10 protein-coding genes are annotated in these 15513 nt (G+C 66.0%); 8 read left to right on the top strand and 2 right to left on the bottom strand.

Annotated features, from left to right (window positions below):
- Positions 1-10: 10 nt before the first annotated feature.
- Both AC3CD9_RS15065 and AC3CD9_RS15060 read right to left on the bottom strand, forming a co-directional pair.
- Positions 11-2989, bottom strand: coding sequence for a bifunctional FdrA/YlbE family protein (locus tag AC3CD9_RS15065; protein WP_488364729.1), 2979 nt, complete (start codon positions 2987-2989; stop codon positions 11-13).
- Positions 2974-4188 carry an oxamate carbamoyltransferase subunit AllH family protein gene (locus AC3CD9_RS15060; protein ID WP_488364728.1) on the bottom strand — a complete coding sequence of 405 codons (1215 nt, stop codon included), beginning with the start codon at positions 4186-4188 and terminating at the stop codon, positions 2974-2976. Before AC3CD9_RS15060 ends, AC3CD9_RS15065 begins: the two co-directional genes overlap by 16 nt.
- A gap of 35 nt (positions 4189-4223) precedes the next feature.
- On the opposite strand from AC3CD9_RS15060, the gene AC3CD9_RS15055 reads away from it, so the two are divergent.
- From AC3CD9_RS15055 to AC3CD9_RS15020, 8 genes are all read left to right on the top strand, one after another.
- Entirely contained in the window at positions 4224-6026 is a 1803-nt protein-coding gene (locus AC3CD9_RS15055; RefSeq protein WP_488364727.1) for a PucR family transcriptional regulator, read from the top strand.
- 342 nt (positions 6027-6368) lie between these two features.
- The gene (locus AC3CD9_RS15050; protein WP_488364726.1) at positions 6369-7715 is read left to right on the top strand and encodes a uracil-xanthine permease family protein; all 1347 of its coding nucleotides are present in this window, start codon (positions 6369-6371) and stop codon (positions 7713-7715) included.
- 318 nt (positions 7716-8033) lie between these two features.
- Complete coding sequence (locus tag AC3CD9_RS15045; RefSeq protein ID WP_488364725.1) at positions 8034-9509, top strand: uracil-xanthine permease family protein; 1476 nt, start codon at positions 8034-8036, stop codon at positions 9507-9509.
- A gap of 4 nt (positions 9510-9513) precedes the next feature.
- The gene (locus AC3CD9_RS15040) at positions 9514-10479 is read left to right on the top strand and encodes an FAD binding domain-containing protein (protein ID WP_488364724.1); all 966 of its coding nucleotides are present in this window, start codon (positions 9514-9516) and stop codon (positions 10477-10479) included.
- The gene (locus tag AC3CD9_RS15035; RefSeq protein ID WP_488364723.1) at positions 10476-10985 is read left to right on the top strand and encodes a (2Fe-2S)-binding protein; all 510 of its coding nucleotides are present in this window, start codon (positions 10476-10478) and stop codon (positions 10983-10985) included. The genes AC3CD9_RS15040 and AC3CD9_RS15035 overlap by 4 nt, the downstream gene beginning before the upstream one ends.
- Complete coding sequence (gene cutA, locus AC3CD9_RS15030) at positions 10982-13372, top strand: aerobic carbon-monoxide dehydrogenase large subunit (RefSeq protein WP_488364722.1); 2391 nt, start codon at positions 10982-10984, stop codon at positions 13370-13372. The genes AC3CD9_RS15035 and cutA overlap by 4 nt, the downstream gene beginning before the upstream one ends.
- A gap of 24 nt (positions 13373-13396) precedes the next feature.
- Positions 13397-14107: an SRPBCC family protein gene (locus AC3CD9_RS15025; protein ID WP_488364721.1), complete on the top strand. Its 711-nt coding sequence runs from the start codon at positions 13397-13399 to the stop codon at positions 14105-14107.
- Positions 14104-15510, top strand: coding sequence for an amidase (locus AC3CD9_RS15020; protein WP_488364720.1), 1407 nt, complete (start codon positions 14104-14106; stop codon positions 15508-15510). The genes AC3CD9_RS15025 and AC3CD9_RS15020 overlap by 4 nt, the downstream gene beginning before the upstream one ends.
- Positions 15511-15513 lie beyond the last annotated feature (3 nt).

The raw sequence follows: 15513 nt of genomic DNA, 5'->3' as shown, positions 1-15513 counted from the left end.
GCGCAGGGCATCAGCGCCGATGTGCGCTCAGGCCCTCGATTGCCGAGGTGAAGCATTCGGCCGGCGGCGTGACGAGTCCCGCGCCCACCTGGCCGACTCCGGCCACCTTCCCGGCCATACCGGTGTTGATCTGCGGCAGCACGTGCGTACGGACCACCTTCGCGAGGTCGATTCCGCTCGGCACCCCGCGGAACTCGAGGACGGGGATCTGATGCTGCGGATGCTCGCCGAGGGTGATCTCATACATCCGTCGGGTGGTGTCGACCGCGAAGGCGACATCCCCTCCGACGAGACGCACGACCGCGGGGGCTGCGGCCATCGCGAGGCCGCCGATGCCCGCGGTCTCCGTGATCGCGGAGTCGCCGATGTCGGGATTGGCGTCCTCGACGCCGTAGGAGCCTAGGTAGAGACCGTCGGCGATCTGCGCCGGGCCCGAGTACCACTGCTCACCGGTGCCGGCGAGCTGAATGCCGAAGTCCGTGCCGTTGCGGGCCATGGTGACGACGAGAGTTGAGCCGGGCACCCCCTTCGCTGCCGCCATGGCGAGCTTGCACGTGGGCATGACGAGGTTGAGCGCGAAGTAGTCGTTGGCCCCGAGGAAGCGCGCGACCTCGGCGAGGTCGTCATCGGGGAAGTCGAGGGTGAAGAGCTTCGGCATGATGTCACGGAGGAAGAGCAGGGTCGCCGTCCGATTGCGGTTGTGCCCCTCATCCCCGGACTGGAGCATCTGCGTGACGTAATTCTTCGTGTCCAGCGGCCCGGTGGCGGCCACGGCCGCGGCGAGCACGGGGCCGAGCACAACGCGCATCCAGTTCAGGCGAGTGAGCACTTCCTCGTTGTTCGCGCCGTAGCGCAGCACCTTGCCGAGGCCCTCGTTGAGAGAGCAGTAGGCGCGATTGCCGTGGACCGGGTCGACGAGCTCGAACATCCACATCGAGGGGCTGACCACGCCGGCCATCGGCCCGACCGCGTCACGGGAATGGCAGGGGGCGAAGGAGAAACGGCCATCGGCGAGACCAGCCTCCGCTGCCTCCAACGTCTCGGCGAGTCCTTCGAAGACGACGGCGCCGGCCAGAGCCCCGCGCATCGGGCCAGAGGCTCGGTCCCACTCGAGCGGAGGGCCGGAGTGAAGGAACTCGTCCTCGCGCAATCCGAGGCACTCGCGGGCCGGTCGAAGCCCCACGACTTCGGCCCCCGCGGCAAGCATGCGCTCAACCGCCTGGGCGTTCGCCTCACGGCGACGGGGGTCGGCCATCACCTGATAGAGCGCAGCCGGATCGCCGAGGGCGGGCTTCCACGGAACCTCCGTCACAGGCACAGCCTGGGCACGCAGCTCCTCGGCGAAGAGGCTCAGGCCCACGGAGACCACGGAGGGTGCGGTTTCGAGCAGGCCCGAGAGGCTCTGGGTGTCGGCTGAGTCGGTCGCTGCCTGTGCGCCGGAGGAATTCGGGCAGGCGCGCGACGGTGGCATCGAGGATTCGGCGACCGTACTCACCTGTGCCTCGTAGCCGAGGTGGGCGAGTGCACGGGCGCTCGCCTCAGCGTTCGAGAGGAACACCTCGGCGCCGGCGGCGACGAGCGCGCGGACGGCGGCAGAGAAGCCCTGCGGATCGGCACTCGTGCCGATGAGGCTGACCACGACGGGCAGGACTCGGCTTTCTTCGGCGGCCGCCGACTTGGCCTCGGTGATCGCTGCGGCCAGATCATCGGCGGGGTCCGCGTGGGCGCCGTGGCCGAGCACGAGGTCGAGCAGCAGCACACCGGCCCAAGGGCCGAGATCCCGGATCGCCTGCAGACGCAGCGAGGGGTCGATCATCGGGTGGGCCCGGCCTCGGGTCATCTCGTCGGCACCGAAGTCGATCACGGTGTGCGCGTCGGCGCTGACGGCCGTTCCGCTCACCAGTTCAGCTCCGGCCAGGGGGATGTTCGAAGAGATCGGGCCGAGCGCGGACCGCGCGATGAGCATCGCCTCATCGGCCATGGTCCCACCGCAGAACAGGCCGATGAGCGAACCGGTCAGCGCCCCGGCCGGCTCGGAGACTCCCCAGTGCGGCCATTCGGGCACAGTGAAGTCGGCTGTGCTGAGGGCGGTTTCGACCCCAGCCGTGAGACTCGGGGAATCAGGGCCGAGGATCGCCCAGCTCACACGCACTTCGAGTTCGGCGGCGAGGTCCTCGATCTCGGCGACCACCTCGGCGTCGGCGGGTTTCGAGACCACGATGATGTGCTCGGTCTCGTCGTCGACGGCGAGTGCCCGTAGGGCCTGTCGTGCACTGAGGCCGCCGACCTCGTGGGAGAGATCGCGTCCGCCCGTGCCGATGAGATGGCTGACCCCGGCCCCGGCGGCATCGAGGAGGACCGAGACTTGTTGGGCGCCCGTGCCCGAGGCCGCGATGATGCCGAAGGTCCCGCGGCGCACCTCATTGGCGAATCCCAGTCCGACCCCTGAGATGATCGCAGTGCCGCAGTCTGGGCCCATGACGATGAGGTCGCGCTCGCCGGCACGAGTTTTGAGTTCGACCTCGGTCGAGACATCGACATTGTCGCTGAAGAGAAGCACCGAGGACCCGGAATCGAGGGCCGCGAGGGTTTCGACTCCGGCGCTCTCGCCGGGCACCGAGACGAGAGTGAGCCCGGCGTCGGACCCGGCGAGCGCGGATTCGACGGTGAGCGCCGGCTGCACGGAGCCGCCCGGGCCAGTGGACTCGCGGGCGGCGGCGGTGAGCCTGTCGAAGGCGACGTCGACGGCGTCGCTGCCGTGTGACAGGGCCGCCTCCGACTGCGCGCGGATGGCGATGATGAGGTCGTTCGGAGTGACCTCTTCGGCGATGTCGAAACCGGCTCCACGGATGAGGTCGAGGTTGAGCTCCGAGGCCATCCCGATGAGGGCGTCGTCGACCCCGGGAGTGGTCTTGACCTCGGTCGAGACCTGCATGAGGGCGACCGAGTCGACGTAGACGCCGTGGCGGACGGTCAGTGAGCGTGGCATGGATGAGTCCCTTTCGATGAGTGCTGGGTCGGAGTCCGCGGGCCGTCGCCGCCCCGGATGCAGATCGTCGCCGCGGTTGGAGGCCGGGATGGTGACAGCGAACGGCTCGCTCCCGGCCGCGTTGGGCGGCTGCAGGTGAGAGCTGTGAGGGCGGCGAGGAACCCCGTGAACAGGTCGTGGCCGGAACTGTGTCCGATCCGGTCGAGCGGAGAGAGCACGGCGGGGAAACCCGCTGCCGGGGTTGCGAAGGCGGCTGACCGAGGCGGTGGTTCTCTCCTGTGCGTGGTGAGCAGCGTGTGAGCGGCTTCGATCGCCGTGGCGACCTCGGGCACGCAGTGACCGGCTACGGCCGCCCGGATGAGCGCTGCCGACAGTGCAGGAGTCGCTTGGGCGAGGTCAATAGGTTCGACTGTGCGCGAAAGCAGATCGAGCGGAGGGTTCCTGCCTGTGGATCGGAGCGCGAGGGCGATGCCGGACAGAGCGTCGTCACCGCTGGGGGTGCTGCCGGGTCCGGCGCCGATGAGAGCTTGCACCCCAGCCTCGGTGTCGGCGACGTCCTCGTCGAGGAGGGCGGAGGCGAGGTCACCGGCACGGGAGCCCAGATCCGACAGCCCGGGCCGCAGATGGCCGGCCAGGGCGGCGAGCGTTGTTGGGTCGATGCCCTTCCACGGTTGTGTCTTCACACGAAGCGGCCGGTGCGTGCGAACGATGTGGAGCGCAAAGTCAGGGAACCCGATCCACCGAGGTGAGGGAACATGGTGCTCGAAGATCGGCGGATGAGAGCCGAGTCGCATCGGTGAGACGGCGGGGATCACCCGTGCAATGGTTCCGACCCGCAGTGTTGCGAGGTGCGTGCTGTCGAGCTGCGGGACACTGACCCCGAAGGGCAGCACCAGGGCGCCAGGCCCCATGATGGGCAGCAGGCGCCGGCCGGTACCTCGGGGACCTTCGCTGTTGCCGACTGCGAGGTAGAGCCCCGCGGCGAAAACATGGACCACCTCGGCGGGGATAGCGCCGACCCCGGCGGGAGCCAGGCGGGCTTCGGCGGGAGCGTGGCGGACTTCGGCGGGGGCCCGGCGGACTTCGGCGGGGTCGCGGGCGATCGGGGAATGCTCAGCGCCGCCGACCCGTGCCGCATCGATCCGGGGGACCGGCAGGAGGGAAGCGGTGGCGGGAAGAACCACGGACCGAGACCTCATTTCGACAGAGTATCCCGCCCTGTTATCGTCAATGCATGTCAAATGATGCCAAGGTTTCGGGATGTGGTCAGCAGGAATTGACATTCGACGGGGGAGAAGGACACGGTTTCTCCGCCGAATCCCTCACCGTGGCGGATGTGCTCAGCCTGCCGAGCATGCGTGGAGCCAGACTCATCGGCGGTGCCGCCGGTCTCGACAGAGTCGTCGAGTTGTCGAACGTCATGGAGGTTCCGGACATCCTGCCCTGGGTCAAGCCCGGGGAGCTGATGCTCACGACCGCGTATCCGATCCGTGACCGTCCCGAGGACCTCGCGGGTCTGCTCGAGACCTTCGACCGGCACGGACTGGCGGCCATCGGCCTCAAATCCGGGCGCTATCTCGAGCAGATCCCCGAGGCTGCCGTGAGAGCCGCGGATGCCCTCGGCCTGCCGCTCATCCACCTCGGCGAGGACGTCGGCTTCGACGAGATCATGCAGGAGGTGCTCACCGGCAATCTCGACCGGCGCGCTCAGGTCATCGCTCGCACGGAGGCGTCGATGCGCGAACTCGTCGACGTTGTGGTCGGCGGCGGGGACCTCGCGGACGTGTGCCGCATGCTCGCACAGTGGACGGGCGTGGCCGCTGCGGTGACGACGCTTGACGGCCGTGTGAGATGTCTGCGCACGGCCGATGCGGAGGTCTCGTCTGCCGAAGTCTCCGCTCTCGAGTGCTTCGACCGTTCCGGTCGGTTCCGTGTCGAGGACGAACCCGCCGGCTCCAGTCGACGCGGCGAACCCCGAGGCGGCAGCGGAGACGCGCGCAGTGCACGCACAGGGCCCGGCCGAGACGAAAACACTACCGCGAACGAGGCACTGAACTGGGGAAACGTCGTCATCGAGGGTGGTCGGCGGCCGGCGGACGAGACTCTGCCCGCCGCTTCGAACCTCGGCCGGATCGTCGCCTTCGGCGCCCGGACGCTGAGAGCGGGCGACTTCCGTCTGCTCGAGCAGGCCGCGGCCGCGGCCGCCCTCGTCATCACCCGCGAGCAGGCCATCACCGCTGTCGAGAGCAAGTACCGCACCGACTTCGTCCTCGAAGTGCTGCGCGGTCACATCGCCTCGAGTGACCGGGTGCTCTCCCACGCGCACTCGCTCGGCTGGGACCTCGATCGGCCGATCAGCATCGCGGTCGCCGAGGTGGATTCCGAAGCCGATTCCACGGACGCGAGCAATAAGCGCACAATGCAGTCGCTGTTCGCCGACGCTTGGACGAAGGTCGTCTCCCAGTTCGATCCTCGTGCGGCGGTAGTCGGCTCGGGCGATCAGGTGATCGTGCTCCTGGCAGCGGAACCACGAGAGAGGATAGTCCGTCGCTTGGAGGAGTTCGTCTCCTCGGTGAGGGGGCACGGGGGAGGCGGACGGCGACAGTTCTCCGTCGGGATCTCTCGCCCCGCCGAGGGCGTCTCGCGTCTGGCACCGGCCTATCAGGAGGCGATGCGGGCGCTCGAGGTCGGCCGGCAGCTCGCCCGCGGTCAGGGTCTGCGTCACTATGACTCTCTCGGCGTCTACCGACTGCTGCTCCAGGTCGGGGAGCGGAAGGAGCTGCGCAACTTCGCCGAAGAGGTCCTCGGACCATTGGCGACTGATGCCAAGGAGGAGTACGCGGGGCTGCGCGAGACCCTGCAGGAGCTGCTCGACCATAATCTCAACGTCGCCGAGACCGCGCGGGCGCTGTTCTTCCACTACAACACTCTGCGTTACCGGATCGGCAAGCTCGAGCAGATGGTCGGTCCCTTCACCGAGGACCCGGACCTGCGGCTCTCCCTCGCGCTCGCCCTGCAGATCGTCAAGCTGCCCTGAAGGCGCGCTTTTACCTGATTAACATGCTTGGCGGATAGTGATGATTATTAGTCGCACCTTTCGGCAGAAGATGACGTGAAGAACATCATTTCCTCGTCATAAAGTCGTTTGCTGAGCCGGGGTGAGACACCGTCGCTGAGGCGCCGTTTCAGGTGGCTCTGCTCCTCAGGCAAAGAATCACGGCCGGCATTTCTCAACGAGGAGGAGTGGCTTATATGTTGATGTTCAAATGGAAGCTGCATGGAGACGGCAAGACAATAGAACCGGGTGGCAGCGTGGCTCCCGGAGAGCGTCTCAACTGGGGGGCGGACTGTCGGACTCGGTGTCCAGCACGTAGTCGCCATGTTCGGGGGCACATTCGTATTCCCGATCGTGATGGGGCTCAATCCCCAGCTCGCTGTGATGATGTCCGGTGTCGGCACGATACTCTTCCTACTCGTGGTCAACGGGAAGGTGCCCAGCTATGTCGGCACTTCGGCGGCCTTCGTGGGCGGTGTCACCGCTGTCACCGCTCAAGGAGGCACTCCCGCCGAGGTCACCGGTGCGATCATGGTCTCCGGCGTCATCCTCGCCCTCGTCGGCGCCGTCATTCATTACATTGGCGCATCCGTGGTGATGAAGCTGCTTCCGCCTGTCATCACTGGTGGCGTGGTTATGCTCATCGGTTTCAAACTCGCGCCGGTGGTGGCCAGCACCTATTGGCCGCAGGATCAGTGGATAGCGATCATCGTCATGGTCTTCGTCGTCTCTGTGTCTGTATGGGTACGCGGCTTCCTCGGTCGCATCGCTGTATTCCTCGGCCTCGTGTTCGGATATGTGCTGTCGTGGGTCTTCGACCGGGTGTTCGGCCAGATCACCTCCTTCAGTGCGACTGCAGGGGAGGTGACGACCCACTTTCGGGTCGACTTCTCAGGGGTCGAGGCCGCTTCATGGATCGGCTTTCCGCCTCTGACCGATACCGCGGCCGGTATCGTCGGCGTCCATCTTCCCGTCTTCAATGCCGCCGCCATCATCGTGATGCTTCCGGGCATCATCGCCCTCGTCGCCGAGAACATCGGTCACGTCAAGGCTGTTGAAGAGGTGACGGGAGAGCGCTTGGACCGGTACATGGGGAGAGCGGTGATCGGCGATGCCGTGGCAACAGTCGCAGCAACGGCGATTGGAGGATCCCCGACAACGACGCACGCTGAGAACATTGGTGTGATGGCGGCGACGAAAGTGTACTCGACCGCGGCGTACTGGGTCGCATCCCTAACCGCCATACTCTTCGGCCTCTCGCCGAAGTTCGGTGCTCTGATAGCTGCGGTGCCAGGAGGAGTTCTCGGTGGAATCACCGTTGTCCTCTACGGGATGATCGGTCTGTTGGGTGCGAAGATCTGGATCGAGAATCGTGTGGACTTCAGCAATCCTCTGAACATCGTGCCGGTGGCAGCCGGCCTTGTGATGGCTATCGGCAACGTGAGCGTGAATTTTACGGATGATTTCGTCGTCTCAGGAATCGCACTGGGAACGATACTCATGTTGGCCATGTACCACCTGGCTCGGTGGCTAGCTCCGGCGTCTATGCGTGCGGCCGCAACAGACACCCGAGAGATATCCCGATCGGGCATGATCGGAGAAGACGATAACAAACGGCGATTTACTCTCGACGACAACCAGGAGCTGAACAACGAACGCATCGTCGATTAGCAGATGGTCGGTCCCTTCACCGAGGACCCGGACCTGCGGCTCTCCCTCGCGCTCGCCCTGCAGATCGTCAAGCTGCCCTGAAGGCGCGGGTTCGGGATCTGCGGAGCAGGAATGTTGCGAGCAGGGAAATTGGCGAAGACTGCCGAAGGTCCAGGACTTTCTTTGGCAGGAAATGACGTGATACAGGACTCGAGGGCGCAATAGAGTCGGTTCCTGAGTCGGAGTGGTCCGCAACCGTGCAGACATCGAGTCAAGCGGCCTATATCACTGATGAACCATGTATCGGAGCCGGCAATTCTCAACGATGAGGAGAGGCACATGTCGATGTTTTCCTGGAAGCTCCACGGCGACGGAAAAACCATAGCGCCTGGGCAGGCTGTTGCTCCGGACGAGCGCCTGACGTGGGGCAGAACCGTAGGGCTCGGCGTCCAGCACGTCGTTGCGATGTTCGGAGCGACCTTCGTCTTCCCGATCATTATGGGGCTCAATCCGCAACTGGCAGTAATGATGTCCGGAGTCGGCACGATCATCTTTTTGCTCATCGTCAAGGGCAAGGTGCCCAGCTATGTCGGCACCTCGGCCGCCTTCGTCGGGGGCGTCACAGCTGTCACCGCTCAGGGAGGTACTCCCGCAGAGGTCACCGGTGCGATCATGGTTTCGGGCGTCATCCTTGCCCTCGTCGGTACGTTCATCCACTACATCGGCTCTGCGGCTTTGATGAAAGTCCTTCCGCCCGTCGTCACCGGCGGCGTCGTCATGCTTATTGGCTTCAATCTCGCACCGGTGGTTGCGAACACCTATTGGCCTCAGGACCAGTGGATCGCCGTCATCGTCATGGTCTTCATCGTCTTCGTATCAGTATGGGTGCGCGGCTTCCTTGGTCGCATCGCTGTCTTCCTCGGCCTTGTGCTCGGTTATGTGCTGTCCTGGATCTTCGACCAGGTGTTCGGCCAGATCACCTCTTTCAGTGCTACCGCCGGTGAGGTGACGACCCACTTCCGTGTCGACTTCTCTGGTGTCGCTGCGGCGCCCTGGATCGGATTTCCGCCCATGACCGACACCGCGGCCGGAGTCGTCGGTGTCCATCTGCCCGTTTTCAATGCCGCGGCTATCATCGTCATGCTTCCTGGCATCATCGCCCTCGTCGCCGAGAATGCTGGTCACGTCAAAGCCGTGGAAGAGATGACGGGAGCCCCGCTCGACAAGTATATGGGGCGTGCCGTCATCGGCGATGGCGTCGCAACCGTCGTCGCCACTTCCGTGGGCGGTTCTCCGACGACGACTTACGCGGAAAACATCGGAGTCATGGCAGCGACTCGGGTCTATTCGACAGCTGCCTACTGGGTTGCCGCTCTGGTGGCGATCCTGTTCGGCCTCTCGCCGAAGTTCGGCGCCCTCATCTCAGCGGTACCCGGAGGTGTCCTAGGAGGCATCACCGTCGTCCTCTACGGCATGATCGGCATGCTGGGCGCGAAGATCTGGATCGAGAACCGCGTGAACTTCGCTAACCCGCTCAACATCGTGCCTGTCTCGGCGGGCCTGATCATTGCGATCGGCGATGTGAGCCTGAACTTCAGCGAGGATTTCGTCCTCTCGGGAATTGCCTTGGGAACGATATCTATGCTGGTCATGTACCATGTTGCCCGCCGGTTGGCACCTGCTGACATGCTTTCCGACTCCGACGGCGGTGCCGGTGGGGCTGGTCTCTCTGTCGGGCGGGAAGGGCACCAAGGACGTGTTGTCGATGGTGCGGAAAGCGACCGCGGCCGACGCGGTCAGGAATCGAGTGAATGAGACGATGAAGCCATCACCCCTGCGAATCCATCGACCGACGACAGTCGACGAGACTCTCGACCTCCTTGCCGCTCGAGGTGACACCGGAAAGATCCTCGCCGGAGGCCAGAGCCTCGTTCCCGTCCTCAACATGCGCCTGGCCGCTCCTAGCGATCTCTTCGACATCACTTCCGTGGTTGGTATCGACGAGCTCGAGGTCTCGGACGCCGACGGTTCGGAGGAGATCTGCGTGGGAGCGAGCGTCACGCATCGACGGGTCGAACGCAGCGCGGAAGTCACCAGGGCCAACCCTCTCCTCGGCGAGGCTCTGCGTTTCGTTGCGCACCCCGCGGTGCGCAATCGGGGCACGACCGTCGGCTCGATCGCCCATGCCGATCCCAACGGCGAGATGCCGATGGTCCTCGCGCTCACCGGTGGTCGCATCGAGGCGCGCAGCCGACGCGGTGAGAGGACATTGGGCGCCGAGGAACTCAACATCGGGCCGTTGGAGACCTCGCTGGAATCCGATGAGCTCATCACCCGTGCGATCTTCCCAGCGCTGCCTGCGGGTTCGCGCACAGGCTTCGACGAACTCGCCCGGCGCAGCGGGGACTACGCGCTTGCGGGAGTGGGGATGATCCTCGACGTCGACGGCGAGACTGTGACGGGGCTGCGTTGCGGATTCGTCTCCGTCACCGACGTTCCCGACATCCTCGACCTCGGCGAAGCCGTATCGGGCGCAAGGCTCAGCGATGCCTCCGAGGTTGCCGCCACGGTCGCCGAGGCGGCGCGCGACTTCATCGACCCCGGCGGAGACATTCATGCCTCGGCGGACTACCGGAGACACCTTGCCGGAGTGATCGCCTCCCGCCTGTTCCGGCGCCTGTGCCGCAGCGACGGCGCGAGCGGTCGCGGCACGGCCGCGGATTCGCGCGGCGAGGACAGCCCGGTCGTGACGACCGGTGACGACACGGAGAGAAGGCGAGCATGACCGAAGACATCGACACAGAACCGACATCGAACATCCGACTCGCAGTCAACGGCACCCTCTACGAGCTCGAGGTTCCCGACCGGAAGCTGCTCTCGGACGTGCTCCGGCAGGACCTGGAGCTGACGGGCACCCATGTGGGCTGCGAACACGGAGTCTGCGGGGCCTGCACGGTCCAGCTCGACGGTGAGCCCGTGCGCTCCTGCCTGATGTTCGCCGTCACGGCTCAGGGCCATGAGATCACAACGGTCGAGGGTATCGGCGACGATCCCGAGAACCCGTCTGACGTCCAACAGGCCTTCATCGACTGCCACGGTCTCCAGTGCGGCTTCTGCACCCCGGGCTTCGTCACGACCATCGACGCCTACATCTACGAGAATCCGAACCCCACCGAGGAGGAGGCCCGCGAGGCCGTATCCGGCAACCTCTGCCGCTGCACCGGCTACCAGAACATCGTCTCCGCAGTGTGTCGAGCCGCCGAACTGCGCGCAGAGGGGGCTTCGCAATGACCACTCGCCTCTTCGGCCAGAAGATCACCCGACGCGAAGACCCACGCCTGCTCACCGGCCACGGCCGCTATGTCGACGACGTCTCGGGAACGGCGATCGCAGCCGCATTCGTGCGCAGCCCTCACGCCCATGCCGACATTCTCGACATCGACGTCACTGGCGCCCTCGACGTCGGCGGCGTCATCGCGGTGTGGACGCACGAGGACCTGCCCGGACAGGCCGCGGAACGGTTGCCGATGCTCATTCCGCATCCCTCGATCGTCGCCCCGCACACCGGTTACGCCCTTGCCAAGGACCATGTGAACTTCGTCGGCGAGCCCATCGTCATGGTCATCGCCGAGAACCGCTACATCGCGGAGGACGCTGCGAACCGCATCGAGGTCGAGTACAGCTTCCGCGAGGCCGTCGTCGGCGTCGAAGCGTCCCGCGAGGGAACGCGAATCGTCCATGAGGGGATGGAGGACAACGTCGCCGCTCACATCGTGCAGGACGTCGGCGATGTCGATGCGGGTTTCGAGGACGCGCCCCATGTCCTCGAACTCGACCTCGAATTCGAGCGCAGCGCTTGCATGCCGATGGAGGGCAAGGGCGTCGTGGCGCGGTGGGATCCCGGCGAGGAGAGCCTGGAGGTTCACTCCTCGACGCAGACGAGCACAGGTCTGCGGGCCGTGCTCGCAGCCAAGCTCGAGATCCCGCTGACCCGGGTCGAGGTCATCACCCCCGATGTCGGCGGAGCCTTCGGCGTGAAGATCAACCACCCCTGGCCGGAGGAGCTCGCCGTGGCCTGCGCCGCGCGTTCGCTCGAGACCACGGTCAAATGGACCGAGGACCGTCGCGAGCACTTCATCTCCTCTGCACATGAGAGAGCGCAGACCCAGTGGGTCAAGGTCGGCTTCGACGACGAGGGTCGGATTCTCGGACTCGACGTGAAGTTCTGGCATGACAACGGCGCTTACCTGCCCTACGGCGTGATCGTCCCGCTCAACACCTCCACCCACATCATGGGCCCGTACGTGATCCCGGCGTTCCGCGTCGAGTACTGGTCGCTGTACACGAACACTGTCATGGTCACCCCGTATCGTGGTGCCGGTCGCGCCCATGCGGTGTTCATGATGGAGAGGACGATGGACGCGATCGCCGCCGAGCTCGGCCTCGATCGCACCGAGGTGCGTTTGCGCAACTTCGTCCGCGACTTCCCGCATCCCATGGGCCTGCGGATGCAGGACGGAGCCGAGGGCTGCATCGACTCGGGAGACTTCGTCACCTCGATGGACAAACTCAAGTCGATCGTCGGCTGGGACGAGTTCGAAACTTACCGTGAGCAGGCCCGCAGCGAGGGCCGCCGGGTGGGCATCGGTCTCGCCTGCTACATCGAGAGCACCGGTGCCGGGCCCTACGAAGGCGGACACATCGAGGTCGAGTCCTCCGGACGGGTGAATGTCTGGACCGGCCTGACGACCCACGGGCAGGCTCATGCGACGGTCTTCGCCCAGATCGTCACCGATGAGCTGGGAGTCCCGCTCGAGACAGTCCATGTCAAGACCGGCGATACGCGCAAGCTGCCCTATTCGGTGGGCACGTGGGGTTCGCGCGGAGCGGTCATGGCCGGTAACGCACTCCACCTCACCGCGAAGAAGGTGAAGCAGAAGGCTCTGCGGATCGCCGGTGAGTCCCTCGAGGCCGATCCTGAGGACCTTGAGATCGACGAGGGCATGATCCAGGTCAAGGGCGATCCCAGCGCGTCGATGCCGTTGGCGGCGGTGTCGGTGCTGTCGAACCCGCTGCGCTACGCCTTCGACGAGAGTGCACGGGCGGCCACCCAGTTCGCCAAGGACTCCGCCGAGGACGAGCCTTCGATCGGGCCGGGAGAGCAACCGGGGCTTGAGGAGCAGGAGTTCTTCTCGCCGCTGCGCTCAACCGTTGCCAACGGCATGCATGCCGCGATCGTCGAGACCGATCCGGAGACCGCGGACATCAGAATCCTCCGCTACTGTGTCGTCCACGACTGCGGACCGATGGTCAACCCGCTCGTCGTCGAAGGGCAGGTCCACGGAGGTGTGGCCCAAGGAGTCGGCGGGGCGCTGTACGAGAAGATGGCCTATGATGCCGACGGACAGCTGCTCAACGCCTCCTTCATGGACTTCCTCATGCCCTTCGCGTCCGAGGTCCCTCACGTCGAGACCGACCACCTCGAGACTCCGAGTCCGCTCAATCCGCTCGGCATCAAGGGGGCCGGCGAGGCCGGTACGATTCCCGCCGCCACTGCCATCGCCTCGGCGCTCGAGGACGCCGAAGGGATCCCCATCCGCTCGATGCCGCTGGACCCCTCGAGCCTGTGGCATATGAGAACGAACCATGCCGCGGGCGAGCTCAATCGCTCCCGCTGAATCCGACCGAAGGACATCCGAACCATGCTCATCTCCTCCACAGCCACGATGATCGCCGATCCGGCGACGGCCTATGCCGCATTCCACGACGAGTCGATCCTCGCCGCGACCATTCCGGGAGTCGAGAGCTTCACTCGGACCGGTGAGGGCAGCTTCGACGTCGTCCTCACCATGGGCGTCGCCGCCATCAAGGGCACATACAAGGGCACCGTCGTCTTCTCCGAGGAGGTCGAGGGCACGTCGTTCGTCCTCAGCGCCAAGGGTGCGGGCGGACCCGGCACTATCGGCGCTGACATCTCGGTGGCACTGGTTTCCGGAGCCGAGGGCGGCAGCGACATCACCTGGCAAGCCGATGCCGTGCTCGGCGGGCCGATCGGGGGAGTCGGACAGAGGATGCTCGGCGGAGTCGCCAAACGCATCGCGAAGAAGTTCTTCGCCGACATCGACGCGGCCATCCGCGACGGTGTGCCGGAGAAGGGTGCGCCTGCAGGTGCTTCGACCGGAGCGGAGGCGGACGGGCTGTCCGGTTCCGGTGCTGCCGCTCCTGTCACATCGGTCACCGCCGCCGCGGGCGCGCCGGCAGGTTCATCCGTCCCAGGAAATGCCGCGGTTCCCGCCGCCTGGACGGCCGGCAGCCACCGACCCTGCGGCGACGGCTTCGTCGTCGGCGCCGCCGTCGGTGCGGGGGCAGCGCTGCTCGGCGTCTGCCTCGGCCTCCTGGCCGGTCGTCGTTGACGGCGGATTCCCCGGCCTGGCTGTCCCTGGCCGAGCAGGCGGCCGCGCTCGCCAGCCGCGAGATCGGCAGCGTCGAGCTCGTGACCGCGCACCTCGACCGCATCGCTGAGGTCAACTCGGTGACGAATGCGATCGTCACCCTCGAACCCGAACGCGCGCTCGCTGCGGCACGTGAGGCGGACCGGCGGCGTGCGGCCGGCGAGAAGGGCCTGCCGCCACTCTGCGGAGTGCCCATGACCCACAAGGACACGCATGATACCGCAGGTATGCGCACGACCTACGGTAGCGAGCTCTTCGCCGATCATGTGCCGCAGCGGAGCAGCAGCGTGATCGCTCGGCTGCAGGCGGCAGGCGTGATCTCCACGGGTAAGTCGAACGTGCCCGAATTCGCGGCTGGGGCGCACACGACCAACCGCGTCTTCGGGACGACGAGGAACCCCTTCGATACCACTCGGTCGGCCGCCGGATCCTCGGGAGGCGCGGCCGCGGCCATCGCCTGCGGAGTCCAGGCTGCCGGGGACGGTTCCGACACCGGCGGCTCACTGCGCCTACCCGCCTCGTTCAACAACATCGTCGGGCTCCGGCCCTCGCACGGATGGATTCCCCGGACTTTCCCCGAGGATCCCTGGCATTGGCTGAGCCAGCCGGGCTTCATGGCGCGCACCGTCGACGACGTCGGCTGGCTCATGGAGCTGTGCAGCGGGACCGGCTCTGGGCCTGCCTCGCCGCGTTTCGGGCCTTGGCGCGGGGAGGCGACCGATCTCAGCGGAATCACCGCAGGGTTCTCCCTCGACCTCGATGGTCTACTCGAACTCGAGGCGGAAGTCCGCGACGTGGTCGCCGGCGCCGCTTCGGTGTTCGCCGACCTCGGCGCCCGACTGAGCGAGTCCGTGCCGGATCTCCGTGCGGCCCGCGACGTGTTCCGCACGGCCAGGGCCTATGAGTTCGCGGCGAACCTGCGGGAGGTGGATGCGGCCCACCCGGGGCGGTTGAAGGCCTCCCTGCAGGCCGATGTTGATGCCGGTCTCGCACTCACTGCTCCCGACCTCTTCGACTTCGACCGGGCACGCGCGGGGCTGTGGGCAGCAATGAATGACTATTTCTCCACTCACGACGTCCTGGTCACGGTGACCTCGCAGGTCCTCCCGTTCTCCGCGGAGGACGAATATCCCATTCGGATCAACTCTCGACCGGTCGAGGACTACATGGCGTGGGTCGACTCGACGACTCTCATCTCCGCCACAGGCTGTCCGGCACTGAGCTTGCCCGCCGGCTTCAGCTCGACCGGTCTGCCGATCGGTCTGCAGATCATCGGACCGGTCGGTGGTGATGCCACAGTGCTCCGCGTCGCCCGCGGCTTCGAGGCAGCCACCGGACATGCGCGGCGCCGTCCCGACCTGTGAGGA

The organism is Brevibacterium sp. MGP-B1, from assembly GCF_057766545.1.
Note: the sequence above shows the minus strand (reverse complement) of the source record. Positions and strands in the feature narration are given on the sequence as shown.

Excerpts from the sequence above, each read along its gene's own strand:
- AC3CD9_RS15035 (WP_488364723.1), top strand. The coding sequence starts at position 10,476 with ATGACCGAAGACATCGACACAGAACCGACATCGAACATCCGACTCGCA.
- AC3CD9_RS15025 (WP_488364721.1), top strand. The coding sequence starts at position 13,397 with ATGCTCATCTCCTCCACAGCCACGATGATCGCCGATCCGGCGACGGCC.
- AC3CD9_RS15045 (WP_488364725.1), top strand. The coding sequence starts at position 8,034 with ATGTCGATGTTTTCCTGGAAGCTCCACGGCGACGGAAAAACCATAGCG.
- AC3CD9_RS15050 (WP_488364726.1), top strand. The coding sequence starts at position 6,369 with ATGTTCGGGGGCACATTCGTATTCCCGATCGTGATGGGGCTCAATCCC.
- AC3CD9_RS15040 (WP_488364724.1), top strand. The coding sequence starts at position 9,514 with ATGAAGCCATCACCCCTGCGAATCCATCGACCGACGACAGTCGACGAG.
- AC3CD9_RS15055 (WP_488364727.1), top strand. The coding sequence starts at position 4,224 with ATGTCAAATGATGCCAAGGTTTCGGGATGTGGTCAGCAGGAATTGACA.
- AC3CD9_RS15060 (WP_488364728.1), bottom strand. The coding sequence starts at position 4,188 with ATGAGGTCTCGGTCCGTGGTTCTTCCCGCCACCGCTTCCCTCCTGCCG.
- AC3CD9_RS15065 (WP_488364729.1), bottom strand. The coding sequence starts at position 2,989 with ATGCCACGCTCACTGACCGTCCGCCACGGCGTCTACGTCGACTCGGTC.
- cutA (WP_488364722.1), top strand. The coding sequence starts at position 10,982 with ATGACCACTCGCCTCTTCGGCCAGAAGATCACCCGACGCGAAGACCCA.